Genomic DNA, 14,425 nt, shown 5'->3' on the forward strand with positions numbered 1-14,425 from the left:
CTGACTTATCCGTTCGGTGTGCTAAAATCAGCGGGTTTTAACCCTATACACAATTGATTATTAACGGGGAGACCCTGCATGCAACGCACAGTTAACCAGTGGTTGAAGGGGGCCGTCATTGGCGCGGCGGTTGTCGCCATCAGCGGTTGCGGGACGCTTTTTCACCCGGAAAGAAAAGGTCAATTGGGTGGCGATATTGACCCTGCCGTGGCAGTGGCTAATGGCGTTGGGCTGCTTTTCTTTATTGTCCCCGGCGTGATTGCCTACGCCGTGGATTTCTCTAATGGCACGATTTACCTGCCCAGCCGGACAAGCAGCGATATCGAGATGCAGTCGCTGGGTGACGACATGGATATAGCCTCGCTGGAAAAGGTGCTGTCCGAACAGGCTGGGCAGCCGGTGACGCTGAAGAATGAATTGGTCAAGGTCGAACAGGTGGATAGCCTCGAAGAGGCGCTGGCCATGGTGCGTATGTCGGGCGTCATGGATGACGATCGTCTATCGGCGATGTAATTTCAAGTGTTTTGAGGGAGGTTGGGAACAGAGGGAAAACGCGGCGGATGTGCTTCCATGAAGGCATGGCAGGCGCGAAGTACCCGCACATCGTCGAACTTGCCGCCGGACAGTTGAAACCCTACCGGCAGGCCGCGGTCAGTAAAGCCGCAGGGAACCGAGGCAGAAGGTTGCTGGCTAAGATTGAAGGGGTAAGAGAACGGCGCCCATTCTTCCCAATCGCGCATGCCGCTTCCCGGCGGGACTTCCCGGTTGATGTCAAACGGCATGACGGCCACCGCTGGCGTCATGAGCAGGTGATACTGCTGATTGAAATGCTCGAGTCGCCGGGTCAGTTCGGCCCTGTCCGACAGCGCATGAAAGAGATCAAGGGCGCTCCACGTTGCGGCTTCGCGAGCATTGGCCACCATGCCCGGGTCGAGCTGGTCACGCTTTTCTTGATCCATTTGCTGCCATTGGGCCAGGGAAGCGGTGAACCAGATCTTGCGGAAGGTATCCAGGGGTGATGAGAAGTCAGGGTCCACTTCGACGATTTCGGCACCCAATGCTTGCATTTTATGGGCGGCTTCTTTCACCCGGCTGGCAATCTGCGGATCGACATTCGCGTAGCCGAGATCGGCAGAGTAACCAATGCGAAGCCCCACGAGACTTTTATTCAAATCGCTTCCCCAGCAGTCGGGCTGTCCTCTGGTCGCATAAGGGTCGCGATAGTCATAGCGTCCCATCACGTTCAGCATGCTCACCGCATCACGTACCGAACGGGTTAACGGCCCCAGGTGTGAAAGCGTTGGCTCTTGGGCTGGTGGCCATTGAGGAGTCCAGCCAAAGGTAGGTTTGAAGCCAAATACGCCGGTAAAGGCAGCGGGGATGCGAATTGAGCCCCCCGAATCGCCGCCCTGATGAAGGACGCCCATGTTAAGGGCGGCCGCTGCGGCGGCTCCTCCTGAGGATCCGCCGGGCGTCAGACGGGTATCCCAGGGGTTACAGGTGGCGCCAAAAACACGATTATCGGTGACGGCTTTCCAGCCAAATTCAGGTGTGTTGGTCTTGCCGAGAAAAATTGCACCGGCCTCGCGCAGCAGCCGCGCAGGCGGCGCATCGGTATCGCAAAGTGCCGTCGAGGACGTCAATGAACCCGCACGGCAGGGCATGCCCGCCACTTCGGTCAAGTCCTTCATTGACACTGGAATCCCATCAATAGGGCTCAGCGGTTTACCCTGTTGCCAGCGACGAGTCGAGGCTTTGGCGGCCTCTTCGGCGCCTTCAGCATCCACATAGACATAGGCGTTAACAGCCTCGTTAAAACGGTCAATGCGACCCAGGGCGGCGCGAGTGGCTTCAAGGGGGGATGCCTTTCGCGACTCGAAGAGCTGGTTGAGAATTTGCGCATCTAAGGTGCCAAGGTCCGTATCACTCATTTCACTCTCCTTGTTGGTCATGACTCAGAAGGGGCTCTCCAAAGCCTAATGTACGGGTCGATCAGCGTCTAACCCGCCTCACGCACTACTTATCACCCAAGTCGGCTACCGGTATATGCCCTGTGATAAGTGGCGTACAAAAATTCCTGCCAGGGCGTGACCTAAGCAAAATTTATGAATAGAGTATGAGTGAATAGAGCAAATGAGCAGGCACGCGAATTTTGGATATGCAGCCTGATGGTCAGGTCTGTGATTGTCTCACCTGAATAGTGATACTATAGTGTCACTATTGGTCTGATTAAGGGTGGGCCCATGAAAGTTGAGCTGGTTACGAACCTCAAGCGCCAAGCTACAAAAATTCTGGCAGATCTTCACTTATCGAAAGAGCCAGTACTGATTACCGAGCATGGCCAGCCATCCGCTTATCTTGTTGATGTGCAGGATTACGAGTTCATGCAGCGTCGACTCGAGCTACTTGAGGGCCTCTCACGGGGAGAGCGTGCTGTACTTGAGGGAAGAACGTACAGCCAAACTGAGGCCAGGGAGAAAATGGGGAAATGGCTGAAGTAGTCTGGACGGAGCCCGCCCTTCAGGAACTGGATGCCATCGCTGAGTACATTGCTCTGGACAATCCTACTGCCGCAAGCGAGCTGGTCCAGGAAGTTTTCGATAAGACCGAGCGTTTGGAAAATTTTCCTCAATCCGGACGGGTTCCTCCTGAACTCCCCAATTCGGTATACAGGGAGGTAGTGGTTACACCGTGCCGCATTTTTTATCGTGATGATGAGAAGCGGGTTCTTGTCCTCTATGTCATGCGAGAGGAACGACAGCTTCGTGCGTACATGCTCGGAAGCAGCTAACCAGGCGCGTCACTCGGATACCTTTGTCTCCGCTTCGCTACATCAGAGTCACCGTCGCGCTTCGGCGTTAGCCATGTTTTAGAGGTAATTCATGGAAGAGATATCGTTTGATGACTTTCTAAAAATTCAGCTTCGGGTTGGACGCATTGTCACGGCAGAAATATTTAAGGAAGCTCGAAAGCCTGCCTATATCTTGCATGTGGACTTTGGTGATGAGCTAGGTATCAAGAAATCCAGTGCTCAAATAACAGGTCTATATAATACTGAAGGGCTTGTAGGAAAACTTGTAGTTGCTGTCGTGAATTTCCCAAACAAGCAGATCGGTCCGCTGATGTCCGAATGCCTGGTAACGGGGTTTCATAATGAAGATGGAGACGTTGCCTTGTGTGTGCCGGATAAAGACGTTCCTCTTGGGACTCGACTCCTATAACACCTATAGTTCAAGTGGTGAATGTGATGACTATTAAAGGAAGTTGCTTGTGCAGTGCTGTCCGCTATGAAATCAATGGCGAACTTGGTGACGCCATGTTCTGCCATTGTAAAATATGTCGCAAATCGAATGGTTCTGCCTTCGCCCTGAACGCTGCGGTTAATACGTCTGATTTCAAGCTGTTGGAAGGGGAAAGTAGTCTACGCAGTTATGCTTCATCAGAAGATGCCCGCCGGTATTTCTGTGAGCACTGCGGCTCGCCAATTTATAGTAAACGTTTATCAATGCCGGAGGTTCTAAGGCTTCGAGTGGGGACTCTGGATGATGATATCGACATAGAAAAAGCGAGCCACATTTTTGTAGCAAGCAAGGCTGAGTGGGACGACATTAATGATGACCTTCCTCAGTATTCAGAACGCCCTATATAAGTGGCTGACAAGCAAGCACCGCGACCGTGAAGCAACTTTCATTACCTGCTTATGGCGCTGACCGGGGCCGATAAATATCTTTGGAAGGCCTCGGGCTCATCGGTGATTGCGCTGGCAGCTCCCCAGGCCCAGAGCGGGTGGAAGGCGTGGGGGTCGTTGGGGGTGTAGCAGAGCAGGGCATAGCCCGCCTGCACAACGGCTTCGGCCTGTGCGGGCTTCAAGCGGCCCCAGTGGGCATGAAGGCTGAAGGCGTCAATGTCGGCGCACAGTGTCCGCCAGTTCTTGGGCAGGCGGTTGACCAGGACGCCGAGCGCCAGCGTGTTGGCGGGCGCAAAGGTACGGCTGTGGCGCAGCGCCGTTTGATCAAAGGACGACAGCACAAACCGCTCGGCGGGCAGGGCGTCGAGCACGCTCGGCAGCACGCGGTCGACCAACGCGATGGGGTCGTGGCCGCGATTGACCTTGAGCTCCAGATTGACGCCCATCCCCAGCGCGCCGAGCAGCGCCAGCATGTCCTCCAGGCTGGCCATCTTTTCACCGGCGAATGCCTTACCAAACCAGCGGCCCGCGTCGAGGGTCTGCGTCTGGGACCAGGTCATGCGGCGTAGCCTGCCTCGTCCGTCTGAACATCGGGCGACGTCGGCATCGTGCCAAATCACGGGGGTTCCATCACCGAGTAATTGGACGTCGAGCTCGACCCAGCGTACACCCGCGCGGTGGGCGGCGCGCACCGCGGCAAGGGTGTTTTCCGGGGCCGCGGCGGAATAGCCGCGGTGAGCGATTAATGTGGGCAGTGAAATAGCAGGGTGCATTTGCAATGTTCCGTTAGCCGTCGGCGATCAACAGAGGCGAGTCTAGCATGGGGTTGTGACAACCGCGTTGCGCTGCCGGGCAGATGGCGTTAGCTTGCTAGCTGAGCCTTACCTCATCCTATAAAAAAGGAGCTTTCTGTGTCTCAACAACATATGCCGCAACAGGCGTCTCAACGGATTCAATTTGCTCATACCGGCGGTTCTGAGGTGCTTGAACTGGTTGAAGTGACACCGGCTGCACCCGCCGCTGGCGAAGTCCGCGTGGCCAACAAGGCGGTCGGCCTTAATTTTATCGATATCTATTTCCGTACCGGGCTTTACCCTGCACCTTCAATGCCCTCTGGCTTGGGTACCGAAGGTGCCGGTATTGTTGATGCGGTGGGTGACGGTGTTACTCATCTGAAAGAAGGCGACCGGGTCGCTTACGCGCAGGGGCCGCTGGGTGCCTACGCCGAGCTGCACACGTTGCCCGCGTCGAAAGTGGTCAAGCTGCCGGACTTTATCGATTTTGAAACGGCGGCGGCCAGCATGCTAAAGGGTTTGACCGTTCAGTATTTGTTTCGCCAAACCTACGAACTCAAGGGCGGGGAAACGATTTTATTCCATGCTGCTGCCGGTGGCGTTGGTTCCATCGCCTGCCAGTGGGCCAAGGCACTGGGCGTCAAGCTGATCGGGACCGTCAGTTCACAAGAGAAGGCCGACCTGGCCATGGCCAACGGTGCCTGGGCGACCATCAACTACACCCAGGAAGACGTGGTCGAGCGCGTGCGCGACCTCACCAATGGCGAGATGTGCGACGTGGTTTATGACTCTGTGGGTAAAGACACCTGGGAAACGTCGCTGGACTGTCTCAAGCCACGCTCGCTAATGGTCAGTTTTGGTAACGCCTCCGGCCCTGTTGACGGCGTTAATATCGGGATTCTCAACCAGAAAGGCGCTTTGTTTGTTACCCGCCCCAGCCTGAATGGTTATGCCGATACCCGCGAGCGTCTCGAGATGATGTGCGAGGATTTCTTTGCCATGCTGAAAAGCGGCAAGATCAAGGTTGATGTGGCCAATCGCTACCCGCTTAAAGAGGTGGGTAAAGCACAGGACGCGCTTCAGAGCCGCAAGACCACCGGTTCCACGGTGCTGCTGCCCTGATTTTTTCCTGTTTCAAAACCAAAACCGCCCTCGCTAAGCGAGGGCGGTCGTGATGGCGAGCCGTCAAGCGTGGCTAGCCGTAGGCCAGGTTGGGGAGCCAGGTAACCAGCGCCGGAAAGAGAATGACCAGCAGCAGGCCCAATGCCTGGATGCCCAGGAACGGGAAGGATGAACGGAATATCTGCGCCATGGTGATATGCGGCGGGCAGACCCCCTTGATATAGAACAACGCATAGCCGAACGGCGGACTGAGGAACGACATCTGCATGTTGACCAGATAGATGACGCCGAACCACAGCGAGACGTCAGCCGCGTCGACGCCGGGCAGGCCAAATACGCCATCGAAAGTCATCCCCTTGATCAGCGGCACGAAGATTGGCACCGCTAGCAACAGGATGCCGACCCAGTCGAGGAACATCCCCAGCGCCACCAACAGCACCATCATCAGCATCAGCACCGCATAGGGACCAAGGCCCGCGCCGGAGATCAGCTCCTGCACGAACGTCTGGCCGCCCTGCAGGATGTAGAAACCGACGAAGATGCTGGCGCCGAAGATGATCCACATCACCATCGCCGAGGCGACCAGCGTGGTCATGCAGGCGGCGTGCAGGTTGGGCCAGGTCAGTCGCTTGTGCATGGCGGCGACTACCAGGGCACCAAAGGTACCGATACCCGCCGCTTCCACTGGGGTGGCGATGCCGGTAAAGATGATGCCGAGGACTAGTATCACCAGCACGATAGGCGCCAGCATGTTGCGCAGCAGGCGTAGCTTCTCCTTCATGTCGACCCGGTCTTCCACCGGCATCGGCGGGGCCATCTTGACGTTCAGGGTGCCGCGCATCCAGCAGTAGAAGCCGTACATGAAGGCCAGCAGCAAGCCCGGAATCAGCGAGCCGAGGTAGAGCTCACCCACCGACTGCTGAGCGATAACGCCGTAGATGATCGCCAGGATCGAGGGTGGGATGAGAATGCCCAGGGTACCGCCCGCCATGATCGAGCCGATGGCAATTTCCGGATCATAGTTGCGTTTGAGCATCGCCGGTAAGGCAATCAGGCCCATGGTGACCACCGCCGCGCCAATCACGCCGACCATCGCGGCGAGCAGCGTGGACGCAATCACCGTGGCGATGGCCAGCCCGGCCTTGAGGCCGCCCATCCACTTGTAGACGACGTCGAACAGCTCTTCGATGATCCCGGCTTTTTCCAGCACCGAGGCCATGAAGATGAACAGCGGAATGGCCGAGAGCTGATAGTTGGTCATCATCGGGAAGATGCGCGACGGCATCAGGTTGAGCATATCCTGGGTGCCGACCAGATAGAGGAAACACACGCCCAGACCGCCGGTAACGAACGCCAATGGCAGGCCTGCCACCAGGACGACCATCAAAGTGCCGAACATCACCAGCGTCAGGCCGCCGATGCCCACATTGTTCAGTGCCCCTTCAAGGCTGCCCGCCAGGCTTTCGTAGTCGGTGGTGGCGATGTTGACCATCTCAAAGCCAGTCCAGAGCGCCAGAATGACGCCCATTGACACAAGCACGGTGGAAAAGGTGCGACTGTCGATACGTTCCTGACGATGATGCCGGTAGGACTGGAAATCACGAATCAGTTGGGCAATCCCTTGCAACAGCAGCAGCAGTGCCCCAAAAAACAGCATGAACTTCACCGGGTAGAACTGGATGGCCCATTCGGTGAAAGACGTCTCGTTGGCGTAGCTGGAGCCAAAGAAAAACTGGTCGCTTACCGCCTGGGAGAAGAACTTCCAGCCGGTGACCAGCAGTGCGATGGTGAAAATGAAGAAGAAGATCGAGGTCAGCAGGTCAAGCGCCGCCCGGTTGATCGGCTTGGCCCGCGAGTAGAGGATATCCACCCGGACGTGCCCACCTTCACGTAGAGCAAAGGCGCCAGCGATCAGGTACTGCATGCCGAACATCAGGGTCATTGATTCATGAGCCCAGTTGGTCGGCGAGTTGAAGGCATAGCGCATTAACACTTCGTAGGCGAAAACGAAGGGGGCGATCAGGGCCCAGTAGGCCACATAGCGACCAAAGAACCCGGAAATACGGTCGATAACAGCCGTGAAAAGGTTGCCGGGTGGCTGGTAGGCGACCTCGGGAACCTCGCCTGCAGGTATCTCGGCAGTATCGCCGCCGCTGACGGTGGCACCGCGACGAAAGCTGCGGTCAACCAGCCACATGACCAGTAGCGGTAATAAGAACAGCACCGACCAGTAAAGCCAGTGCGGTAAAATGAAATTGATCTCAAAATTCATGGACACTCCTCCGCTAAGCCATCACTTTCAGGCGATGGAGACGGATGTTCGAGCCGACGGGATGCGGGGTTAACGTTACACTCTATACAAACCGGGTGCTGCAGCCTTCGCTCCACAACACCCGGTCGGCTTGAGCAGGCAGGTTAGACGTTGAGTTCGTAGCCCTGGATGTCTTCCTCGGTGATCAATGCCACCGCGGGGTCCATCATGGTATCCAGGTGGGCACGGAACAAACGCGCAGCGTCGGCATCCTTGTTGGCCCACTTGAACCATAGCGGGATGGCTACTTCGCGGAAACGCGTCGCGTCCTCTTCGCTGAGGTGGATGATCTCCACGCCTTTTTCGCGGTACTTGGGCCAGGCTTCTGCGTTGGCCTTCTGGATCGCTGCATAGTGCTCGCGGGAGTAGGCAGCCACCAGGTCGTGCATCAGATCCTGGGTCTGGGTCGACATGCGCTCAAATACGCGGCGGTTGACGGAAATGTCCATGAGGTCGACGGACTGGTGCAGGCAGGGCGTCGAGGGCGGGCCCATGATGATGTAGTCGGCCACCTGCCAGAAGCCCAGCTCGTAGTTGACCGCCGCACCGGTAAAGTCGGCCGCGTCGATAGTGCCTTTCTCGAGGGCCGGATAAACCTCGGAGCCCGGCAGCAGGGTGGTACGTGCGCCCATGGCGGCAAAGGTCTCCGCCACGATGCCACCCGGCATGCGAATCTTGACGCCGTCGAAGTCGTCGAAGCTGCGTAGCGGAATCTTGGAGTGGATCAGGTTAAGGTCGTGGTGAACGTAGCCGAGCAGTTCCTGGCCCTGCTTGCGGTACAGATCTTTGGCAATGTCGAAGCCGCCGTAGGCACCGAACATCATGTCCCACTGGTGAGGCAGCGATAGCCCCATCGGGAAGGCGGTAAGAAATACCCCCGCCGGCATTTTGCCGGGCCAGTACACCGTAAACCAGTTCTGACCATCAAGAACACCGTTGCGCACCGCATCGGCGACTTCAAAGGCGCCCGCGACCGCACCGGCCGGGAAGGGCTCGATGCGCACTTCACCGCCTGTCGCCTCGGCGACACCGGCTGCCCAGGCTTCGAAAGTCCGGTAGCCGACGGTGCCTGGCTGCCAGGAAGACTGCATGCGGATACGAATACCTTCCTGGGCCTGAACATTGCCGATCCAGGGGGCCGCGACAGCAGCAGCGGAACCGGCGGCCGCCGTTTTAAGGAAATTACGTCGCGTTGAGGACCCCTTGGTGATCGAGGAAGGTAGTTCTGTTGATGTGGAGATTAATGATTCTGACTTCGCGTTTTGCTCTTTGTTATGCATTTTGGAAGCTCCAGCAGTGATCATTGCCACTGTTTGTTTTTGTATTCCCATACTGAAAATTGCACCACTCTCGAGTTCCCTGTGGCACAGGCAAGGCAATGCCTAGCGTGAAAGCATCACTTTACGTAAACAGAATTTAGCGAGTCCTGAGCTAAGCGCCAATTAATATTTTCAACGCTTGCCATAGTACAGCGAATGTCGAATGCCGAAATACCTGCTTGGTCTCCATCAATGGTCTTATCTTTAGTCGATCTCGACATACGCTCCAATATGCCGCATACGCTGCTCAAACCTGGTCACATTATCGACCAGTGCATCAGGGCCGAAGGCGACGCACTCTGCCAGAATGGCTTCGATGAGTGTAATGGCCGACAGGATCGAAGGGAAAAAGTGCGGGGTTGCGTTGGCAAGGTTGAATGTGATCTGTGCGCCGGGTGCCAGCGGTGAACGCATGGTATCCGTTACGACAATGGCCTTGACGCCGTTAGCCCGGGTAACTTCCAGTGCTTTTACCGTTTCAGCGCAGTAGGGCTCAAAGCCAAAAACGACGACCATATCGTTTTCATCGAAGCGGTCAAGTTCGGTTAAAAGCCCGCCTTCCAGACCTCTAATAAGGTCGATATTGGGCATGGCAATGCGCCCTACATAGGCAAAGTGGTAGGCGCAGGCAAAGGTGTCGCGAAAACCCACCACGGCGATATTGCGCGCGGCCAATAACTGCTGAGCGGCATCGCGTACCCGGGCCTGATTATCGGCGGTGAACAGGCGGCCAATGTTGTCAAAGGCGGCATCGCCGACATCCACAAAGAGGGGATCATCGGGCTGACTAGCCTGGTGGCGAAGTCGGGAGGCGCGCCCTGATAGTTCCACTGGCGGTGTCTGTACCGCCGACTGGAACACCTCGCGAAACGTTTCGTAGCTTTTGAAATCCAGTCGCTTGGCCAGACGCACCAGGGTCGAGGGCGTGACATGTGCCGCTTCCGCGGTTTTGCGGATGGATTGAAACGCGATGTTCAGGGGATGTTCCATCACATAGCCTGCCGCCTGTTTCAACTGCGGGCTAAGGGTTGGATAAGCCGCCGCAAGACGTTGGTTGATGGAATCCAGCGGCGAGGCAGACGAGGGGGGCGTTTCACTATTTTCAGAGGTCATTCAAGGCTCCAGCGCATTCAGATGGGCAGTGTAAACCATGTCAACGGATTGGTACATTTGTACCCTTTTATTATTTATATGAAACATTCGTGTTGACTGAGGCTAAGTATGGCCCTAGGATCATATGCGATACATATGTTTCTTTTAATGAATAATATAGAAACATATGTACCTATATTGTCATCTTTCTTTCAGGTAGCCCGACCCTAATGACCACGCCCGAAGTTTTGCCTTCCTACTCCCATCTTATTGTCACCCAGCAGGACCATGTGCTGACGGTTTGCCTCAATCGGCCCGACAGGCTCAATGCCGTCGTTGAGGCGCTGTATCAAGAGCTGCTCGACGTGCTGGCCATTGCCCAGCGCGAGCGGGATATGCGTGCCGTGGTGATCACCGGGGAGGGGCGCGCCTTCTGCGTCGGGGCTGATATGAAAGCCCACGAAGGCGCGGGGCGGACGCTTTTCCAGCGGCGCCAATATCTGCAGTTGGGAAATGACGTAGGCGAGGCGATTGCGCAACTGAGCAAGCCGGTGATTGCCGCAGTGAACGGCTATGCCTTGGGGGCAGGCGCCGAAATGGCCGTGGCCTGTGATTTTGTGCTGATGGCCGATGATGCCCAGATCGGTTTTCCCGAAACCAGCATTGGCACCAGCGTAGGCGGTGGCGTTTCCAAGTGGCTACCTCAACTGGTCGGCCTGGCCCAGGCGCGTCGGCTGCTGTATACCGGCGAAAACATCAACGGGGCCGAGGCAACGCGGCTGGGCCTGGCGCTGGCCAACTATCCGCTGGATCAGTTGATGCCTGAAGCTGGGTCACTGGCGTCGCAGCTGGCGGGCAAGGCGCCGGTGTCATTGGCGATGTTGAAACCGTTGGTCAATCGCGCCGCGCAAACCGACATGCCAAGCCAGCTCCAGCAAGAGCTGGACGCGGTCTTTACCTGCTCGACCACCGAGGATTGGCAGGAGGGGGTCAACGCCTTCGCCGAAAAACGCGCGCCCCAGTTCAAGGGCCGTTAGGCGTCCGCTCGCTACACCGAAACGCATTGTCGACGTGTCTTAATTTCTACAGGTAACTTCATGCAATCCATCGAAGGTCATCTTCCTTCTCAAAGCCCGCTGCATGCCATCCTGGCGCCGTCGGGTATTGCCGTCGTTGGCGCATCGTCTGATCCTACCAAGCGTGGCTACAAGGCCATGGTCGGGCTGATCAAGGGCGGCTATGGCGGTGAAATTTACCCGGTCAACCCTAAAGCGACCTCGATTTTAGGAGTCAATGCTTTTGCGTCGATCAGTGCCATCCCGGGCACCCCGGCGCTGGCGCTGATTTGCACCCCTGCCGCGACGGTGCCGGACCTGATTGCCGAATGCGGTCATCGCGGTATCAAGGGTGCCGTGGTGTTGGCAAGCGGCTTTGCCGAGACCGGCGAGGCAGGCGCTGCGCTGGAAGCCAAGATGATGGACAACGCCCGAGCCCATGGCGTGCGCATCATCGGGCCCAATACGTCGGGGCTATTCAATTTGCACCATCAGGTCAATCTGCTGGCGCTTGAAAACCTCAGGACCGGCGACATCGGGATCGTCTCCCAATCGGGCAATATGCTGCTTTCCCTGGCGCTGGAGGCACAGCATAACGGTCAGGTCGGGTTCAGTACCTATATCGGGCCGGGCAACCAGACCGATATCGGCTTTAACGACTACCTGCGCTATCTGGGCGAAGATGAGCACACACGGGTGGCGACGCTTTACGTGGAAGGCTTCCGCGACGGGCGCAAGTTTCTCTATGTGGCGCGTGAGGTCACTGCCATGAAGCCTGTGGTGGTGTATAAATCCGGTTCCACCGAGCAGGGCCAAAAGGCCGCCAGCTCGCACACCGGAGCCCTTGCGGGTAGCTACCGGATGACCGTGGACCTGTTGCGCCAGGCCGGGGTGAGCGTGGTGCAATACTCCGATGAAATTCTCCCGGTGGCGGAAGGACTGGGCCGCTTGCAAAAGTCGGAGGGCAAACGCGTAGCGGTGGTGGCCGACGGTGGCGGTCAGGCAACGATTGCCGCCGATCGGCTGGCGGAAGCAGGCTTGACGCTGGCAACGCTTAGCCGCGAAACCCAGTTGAAGCTCGAGGCGCTTTTGCTACCCCAGGCTTCGACGCTGAACCCCGTCGATGTAGCGGGCTCTTCAGATGCGAACCCTTCACTTCTGGCAGAATGCATGGCCGTGGTGGCCGCTGATGCGAATGTCGATAGCGTGTTTTTAGTGGGGATGTTTGGCGGCTATAGCCTGCGCTTTGCCGAGTCCTTGCTGGGTGATGAGATGCGCGGCGCCGAATCCATGATTGAGCTCGCCCATGCGAGCGCTAAACCGCTGGTTATCTACAGCCTCTACGCGCCCATTAAACCTCCGGCGCTACGCCGACTGCACGAGGCCGGGCTGCCCGTTTACGCCTCCATCGAGCATGCGGTAAGAGTGCTGGCGGCGTTGGGTGAGCGCGGCGAATACCTGTCGAAATGCGCTGCTCAACCCGCTAGTCTGCCGATGCAGGCATCCCCTAAAGGCCAGGCAATGTTAACCAACGCCAAACAACAAAAGCGGGACTTGCTTGAGTTCGAAGCCAGGGGGCTTTTGGCCGAGCATGGCATTCATGTGCCCGACGAACGGTGGGTGCAGGGCAGTGATGAGCTTGAGGAAGTTGCCCGTCACTTTGGTGAAGAGCCGCTGGCCATGAAAGTGGTTTCCAGAGACATCCTGCACAAATCCGACGCGGGTGGGGTCAAGCTCGATCTGGTAGGCGACGCCGCTTTACGCGATGCCTACCAAACCATCATGGCTAACGCCCAGGCTTACGACCCCAGCGCCCGACTCGAGGGGGTGCTGGTCACGCCGATGGTTGAGAAAGGGGTGGAAGTGATCATTGGTATGCTGCGGGACCCGGTCTTTGGCCCGGTACTGATGTTTGGCCTGGGCGGCGTTTTCGTCGAAGTCTGGGAGGACGTGGCGTTTCGTTCACTGCCCATCACCCAAGCCGACGCCGAATCCATGGTGAACCAGATCAAGGCGCAGAAAGTGCTGGAAGGGGTCCGCGGTGCACAGGCGGTCAATAAGCAGGCGCTGGTAGTGTTGTTGATGCGCATTTCAAAGCTGGTGGACGCCTACCCGAGTATTCGTGAGCTGGATTTGAACCCGGTGATGGTCTATCCAGACAGCCATCCCCACGGGTATGCCATTGTGGATGCCCGAATCATCGTGGAGCGCGAAGAATGAGTCTATCGATGCCGACACTGACGGATGCGACACTAACCCTTGAAGAGCGGGTAGCCACGCTCACCATGAATCGACACGACGTGCGCAATGCGCTCACCGGCACCGCACTGGTCGATGACATTGTTGCCACGGCTAACTGGGTGAATCACACAGACGAGGTGTCGGCACTGGTGATCACCGGCGCAGGCTCGGCGTTTTCTGCCGGTGGTAACGTCAAGGATATGGCCCGCCGCGACGGCGATTTCGCGGGAGACGCGGCGGAAGTCGCCGAGCGTTATCGTCGGGGCATCCAGCGTATGCCGCTGGCGCTTGAAGCGGTGGAAGTACCCATCATTGCAGCGATCAATGGGCCTGCGATCGGTGCCGGGTTTGACCTGGCCAATATGGCGGATTTACGCATCGCTTCGCGCCAGGCCAAGTTTGGCGAAACCTTTCTCAACCTGGGCATTATTCCCGGCGACGGCGGGGCATGGTTCATGCAGCGTCAGATCGGTTACCAGCGTGCCTTTGAATTGACCTTGTCCGGACGGGTTATCGATACCCAGGAAGCCCTGGCGTATGGCATCGTGTTGGAGGTTGTCGAGCCCGATGCGCTGATGACGGCAGCGATGGCACATGCCGGACGGATCGCTGCCCAGCCGCCCAAGGCCACGCGGTTGACCAAGCGGCTGATGAAAATGGCACCTGACATGGAGCTAAAGGCGTTTCTGGACGTCTGCGCCGTTTTTCAGGGTATGTCCCATAACGAACCCGAGCACCTTGAAGCCGTTCAGCAAATGTTGGACCGCATGAAAAAATAGCGTCATTGCTCTGTCGGCTCAACC

Annotated in this window: 14 protein-coding genes; 9 read left to right on the plus strand and 5 right to left on the minus strand. The window is 57.3% G+C overall.

From position 1 onward, the window contains the following. Window positions 1–78: 78 nt before the first annotated feature. Window positions 79–513, plus strand: a complete 435-nt coding sequence (locus tag ADS46_RS11445) for a hypothetical protein (protein WP_066320249.1) — start codon at window positions 79–81, stop codon at window positions 511–513. A gap of 2 nt (window positions 514–515) precedes the next feature. On the opposite strand, the gene ADS46_RS11450 is transcribed toward ADS46_RS11445, so the two are convergent. After that, complete coding sequence (locus ADS46_RS11450; RefSeq protein WP_082926066.1) at window positions 516–1,931, minus strand: amidase; 1,416 nt, start codon at window positions 1,929–1,931, stop codon at window positions 516–518. A 312-nt stretch (window positions 1,932–2,243) separates the two neighbouring features. Here ADS46_RS11450 and ADS46_RS11455 point away from each other — a divergent pair, with 312 nt between their 5' ends. The 4 genes from ADS46_RS11455 (at window position 2,244) to ADS46_RS18555 (ending at window position 3,649) form a co-directional block, all read left to right on the plus strand. Further along, window positions 2,244–2,501, plus strand: coding sequence for a type II toxin-antitoxin system Phd/YefM family antitoxin (locus ADS46_RS11455; protein WP_066320254.1), 258 nt, complete (start codon window positions 2,244–2,246; stop codon window positions 2,499–2,501). Continuing rightward, entirely contained in the window at window positions 2,489–2,791 is a 303-nt protein-coding gene (locus tag ADS46_RS18550; protein ID WP_082926075.1) for a type II toxin-antitoxin system RelE/ParE family toxin, read from the plus strand. The genes ADS46_RS11455 and ADS46_RS18550 overlap by 13 nt, the downstream gene beginning before the upstream one ends. 91 nt (window positions 2,792–2,882) lie before the next feature. Further along, entirely contained in the window at window positions 2,883–3,221 is a 339-nt protein-coding gene (locus ADS46_RS11460) for a tRNA-binding protein (RefSeq protein ID WP_066320256.1), read from the plus strand. A 26-nt stretch (window positions 3,222–3,247) separates the two neighbouring features. Beyond that, complete coding sequence (locus ADS46_RS18555) at window positions 3,248–3,649, plus strand: GFA family protein (protein ID WP_082926067.1); 402 nt, start codon at window positions 3,248–3,250, stop codon at window positions 3,647–3,649. Between the two features lie 41 nt (window positions 3,650–3,690). Here the strand turns inward: ADS46_RS18555 and ADS46_RS11465 are convergent, their stop codons facing one another. After that, entirely contained in the window at window positions 3,691–4,461 is a 771-nt protein-coding gene (locus ADS46_RS11465; protein WP_066320258.1) for a glycerophosphodiester phosphodiesterase family protein, read from the minus strand. A 153-nt stretch (window positions 4,462–4,614) separates the two neighbouring features. On the opposite strand from ADS46_RS11465, the gene ADS46_RS11470 reads away from it, so the two are divergent. Further along, window positions 4,615–5,604, plus strand: coding sequence for an NADPH:quinone reductase (locus ADS46_RS11470; RefSeq protein WP_066320260.1), 990 nt, complete (start codon window positions 4,615–4,617; stop codon window positions 5,602–5,604). A 73-nt stretch (window positions 5,605–5,677) separates the two neighbouring features. Here the strand turns inward: ADS46_RS11470 and ADS46_RS11475 are convergent, their stop codons facing one another. From ADS46_RS11475 to ADS46_RS11485, 3 genes are all read right to left on the minus strand, one after another. After that, entirely contained in the window at window positions 5,678–7,876 is a 2,199-nt protein-coding gene (locus ADS46_RS11475; RefSeq protein ID WP_066320264.1) for a TRAP transporter large permease subunit, read from the minus strand. A 143-nt stretch (window positions 7,877–8,019) separates the two neighbouring features. After that, window positions 8,020–9,195 carry a TRAP transporter substrate-binding protein DctP gene (dctP, locus tag ADS46_RS11480; RefSeq protein WP_082926068.1) on the minus strand — a complete coding sequence of 392 codons (1,176 nt, stop codon included), beginning with the start codon at window positions 9,193–9,195 and terminating at the stop codon, window positions 8,020–8,022. 243 nt (window positions 9,196–9,438) lie between these two features. Further along, complete coding sequence (locus ADS46_RS11485; RefSeq protein WP_066320267.1) at window positions 9,439–10,347, minus strand: MurR/RpiR family transcriptional regulator; 909 nt, start codon at window positions 10,345–10,347, stop codon at window positions 9,439–9,441. 209 nt (window positions 10,348–10,556) lie between these two features. On the opposite strand from ADS46_RS11485, the gene ADS46_RS11490 reads away from it, so the two are divergent. The 3 genes from ADS46_RS11490 to ADS46_RS11500 are packed head-to-tail and all read left to right on the plus strand — an operon-like array spanning window position 10,557 to window position 14,401. Further along, window positions 10,557–11,363 (plus strand): enoyl-CoA hydratase/isomerase family protein, encoded by an 807-nt coding sequence (locus tag ADS46_RS11490; protein ID WP_066320268.1) that lies wholly within the window; start codon window positions 10,557–10,559, stop codon window positions 11,361–11,363. A 60-nt stretch (window positions 11,364–11,423) separates the two neighbouring features. Then, the gene (locus ADS46_RS11495; protein WP_066320270.1) at window positions 11,424–13,601 is read left to right on the plus strand and encodes an acetate--CoA ligase family protein; all 2,178 of its coding nucleotides are present in this window, start codon (window positions 11,424–11,426) and stop codon (window positions 13,599–13,601) included. After that, on the plus strand, window positions 13,598–14,401 hold the full coding sequence (locus tag ADS46_RS11500; RefSeq protein WP_066320272.1) for an enoyl-CoA hydratase-related protein: 804 nt from the start codon (window positions 13,598–13,600) through the stop codon (window positions 14,399–14,401). The genes ADS46_RS11495 and ADS46_RS11500 overlap by 4 nt, the downstream gene beginning before the upstream one ends. Window positions 14,402–14,425: the final 24 nt, after the last annotated feature.

It is taken from the genome of Halomonas sp. G11, assembly GCF_001663515.1.
In the GTDB taxonomy this organism is placed as follows: Bacteria; Pseudomonadota; Gammaproteobacteria; order Pseudomonadales; family Halomonadaceae; genus Vreelandella.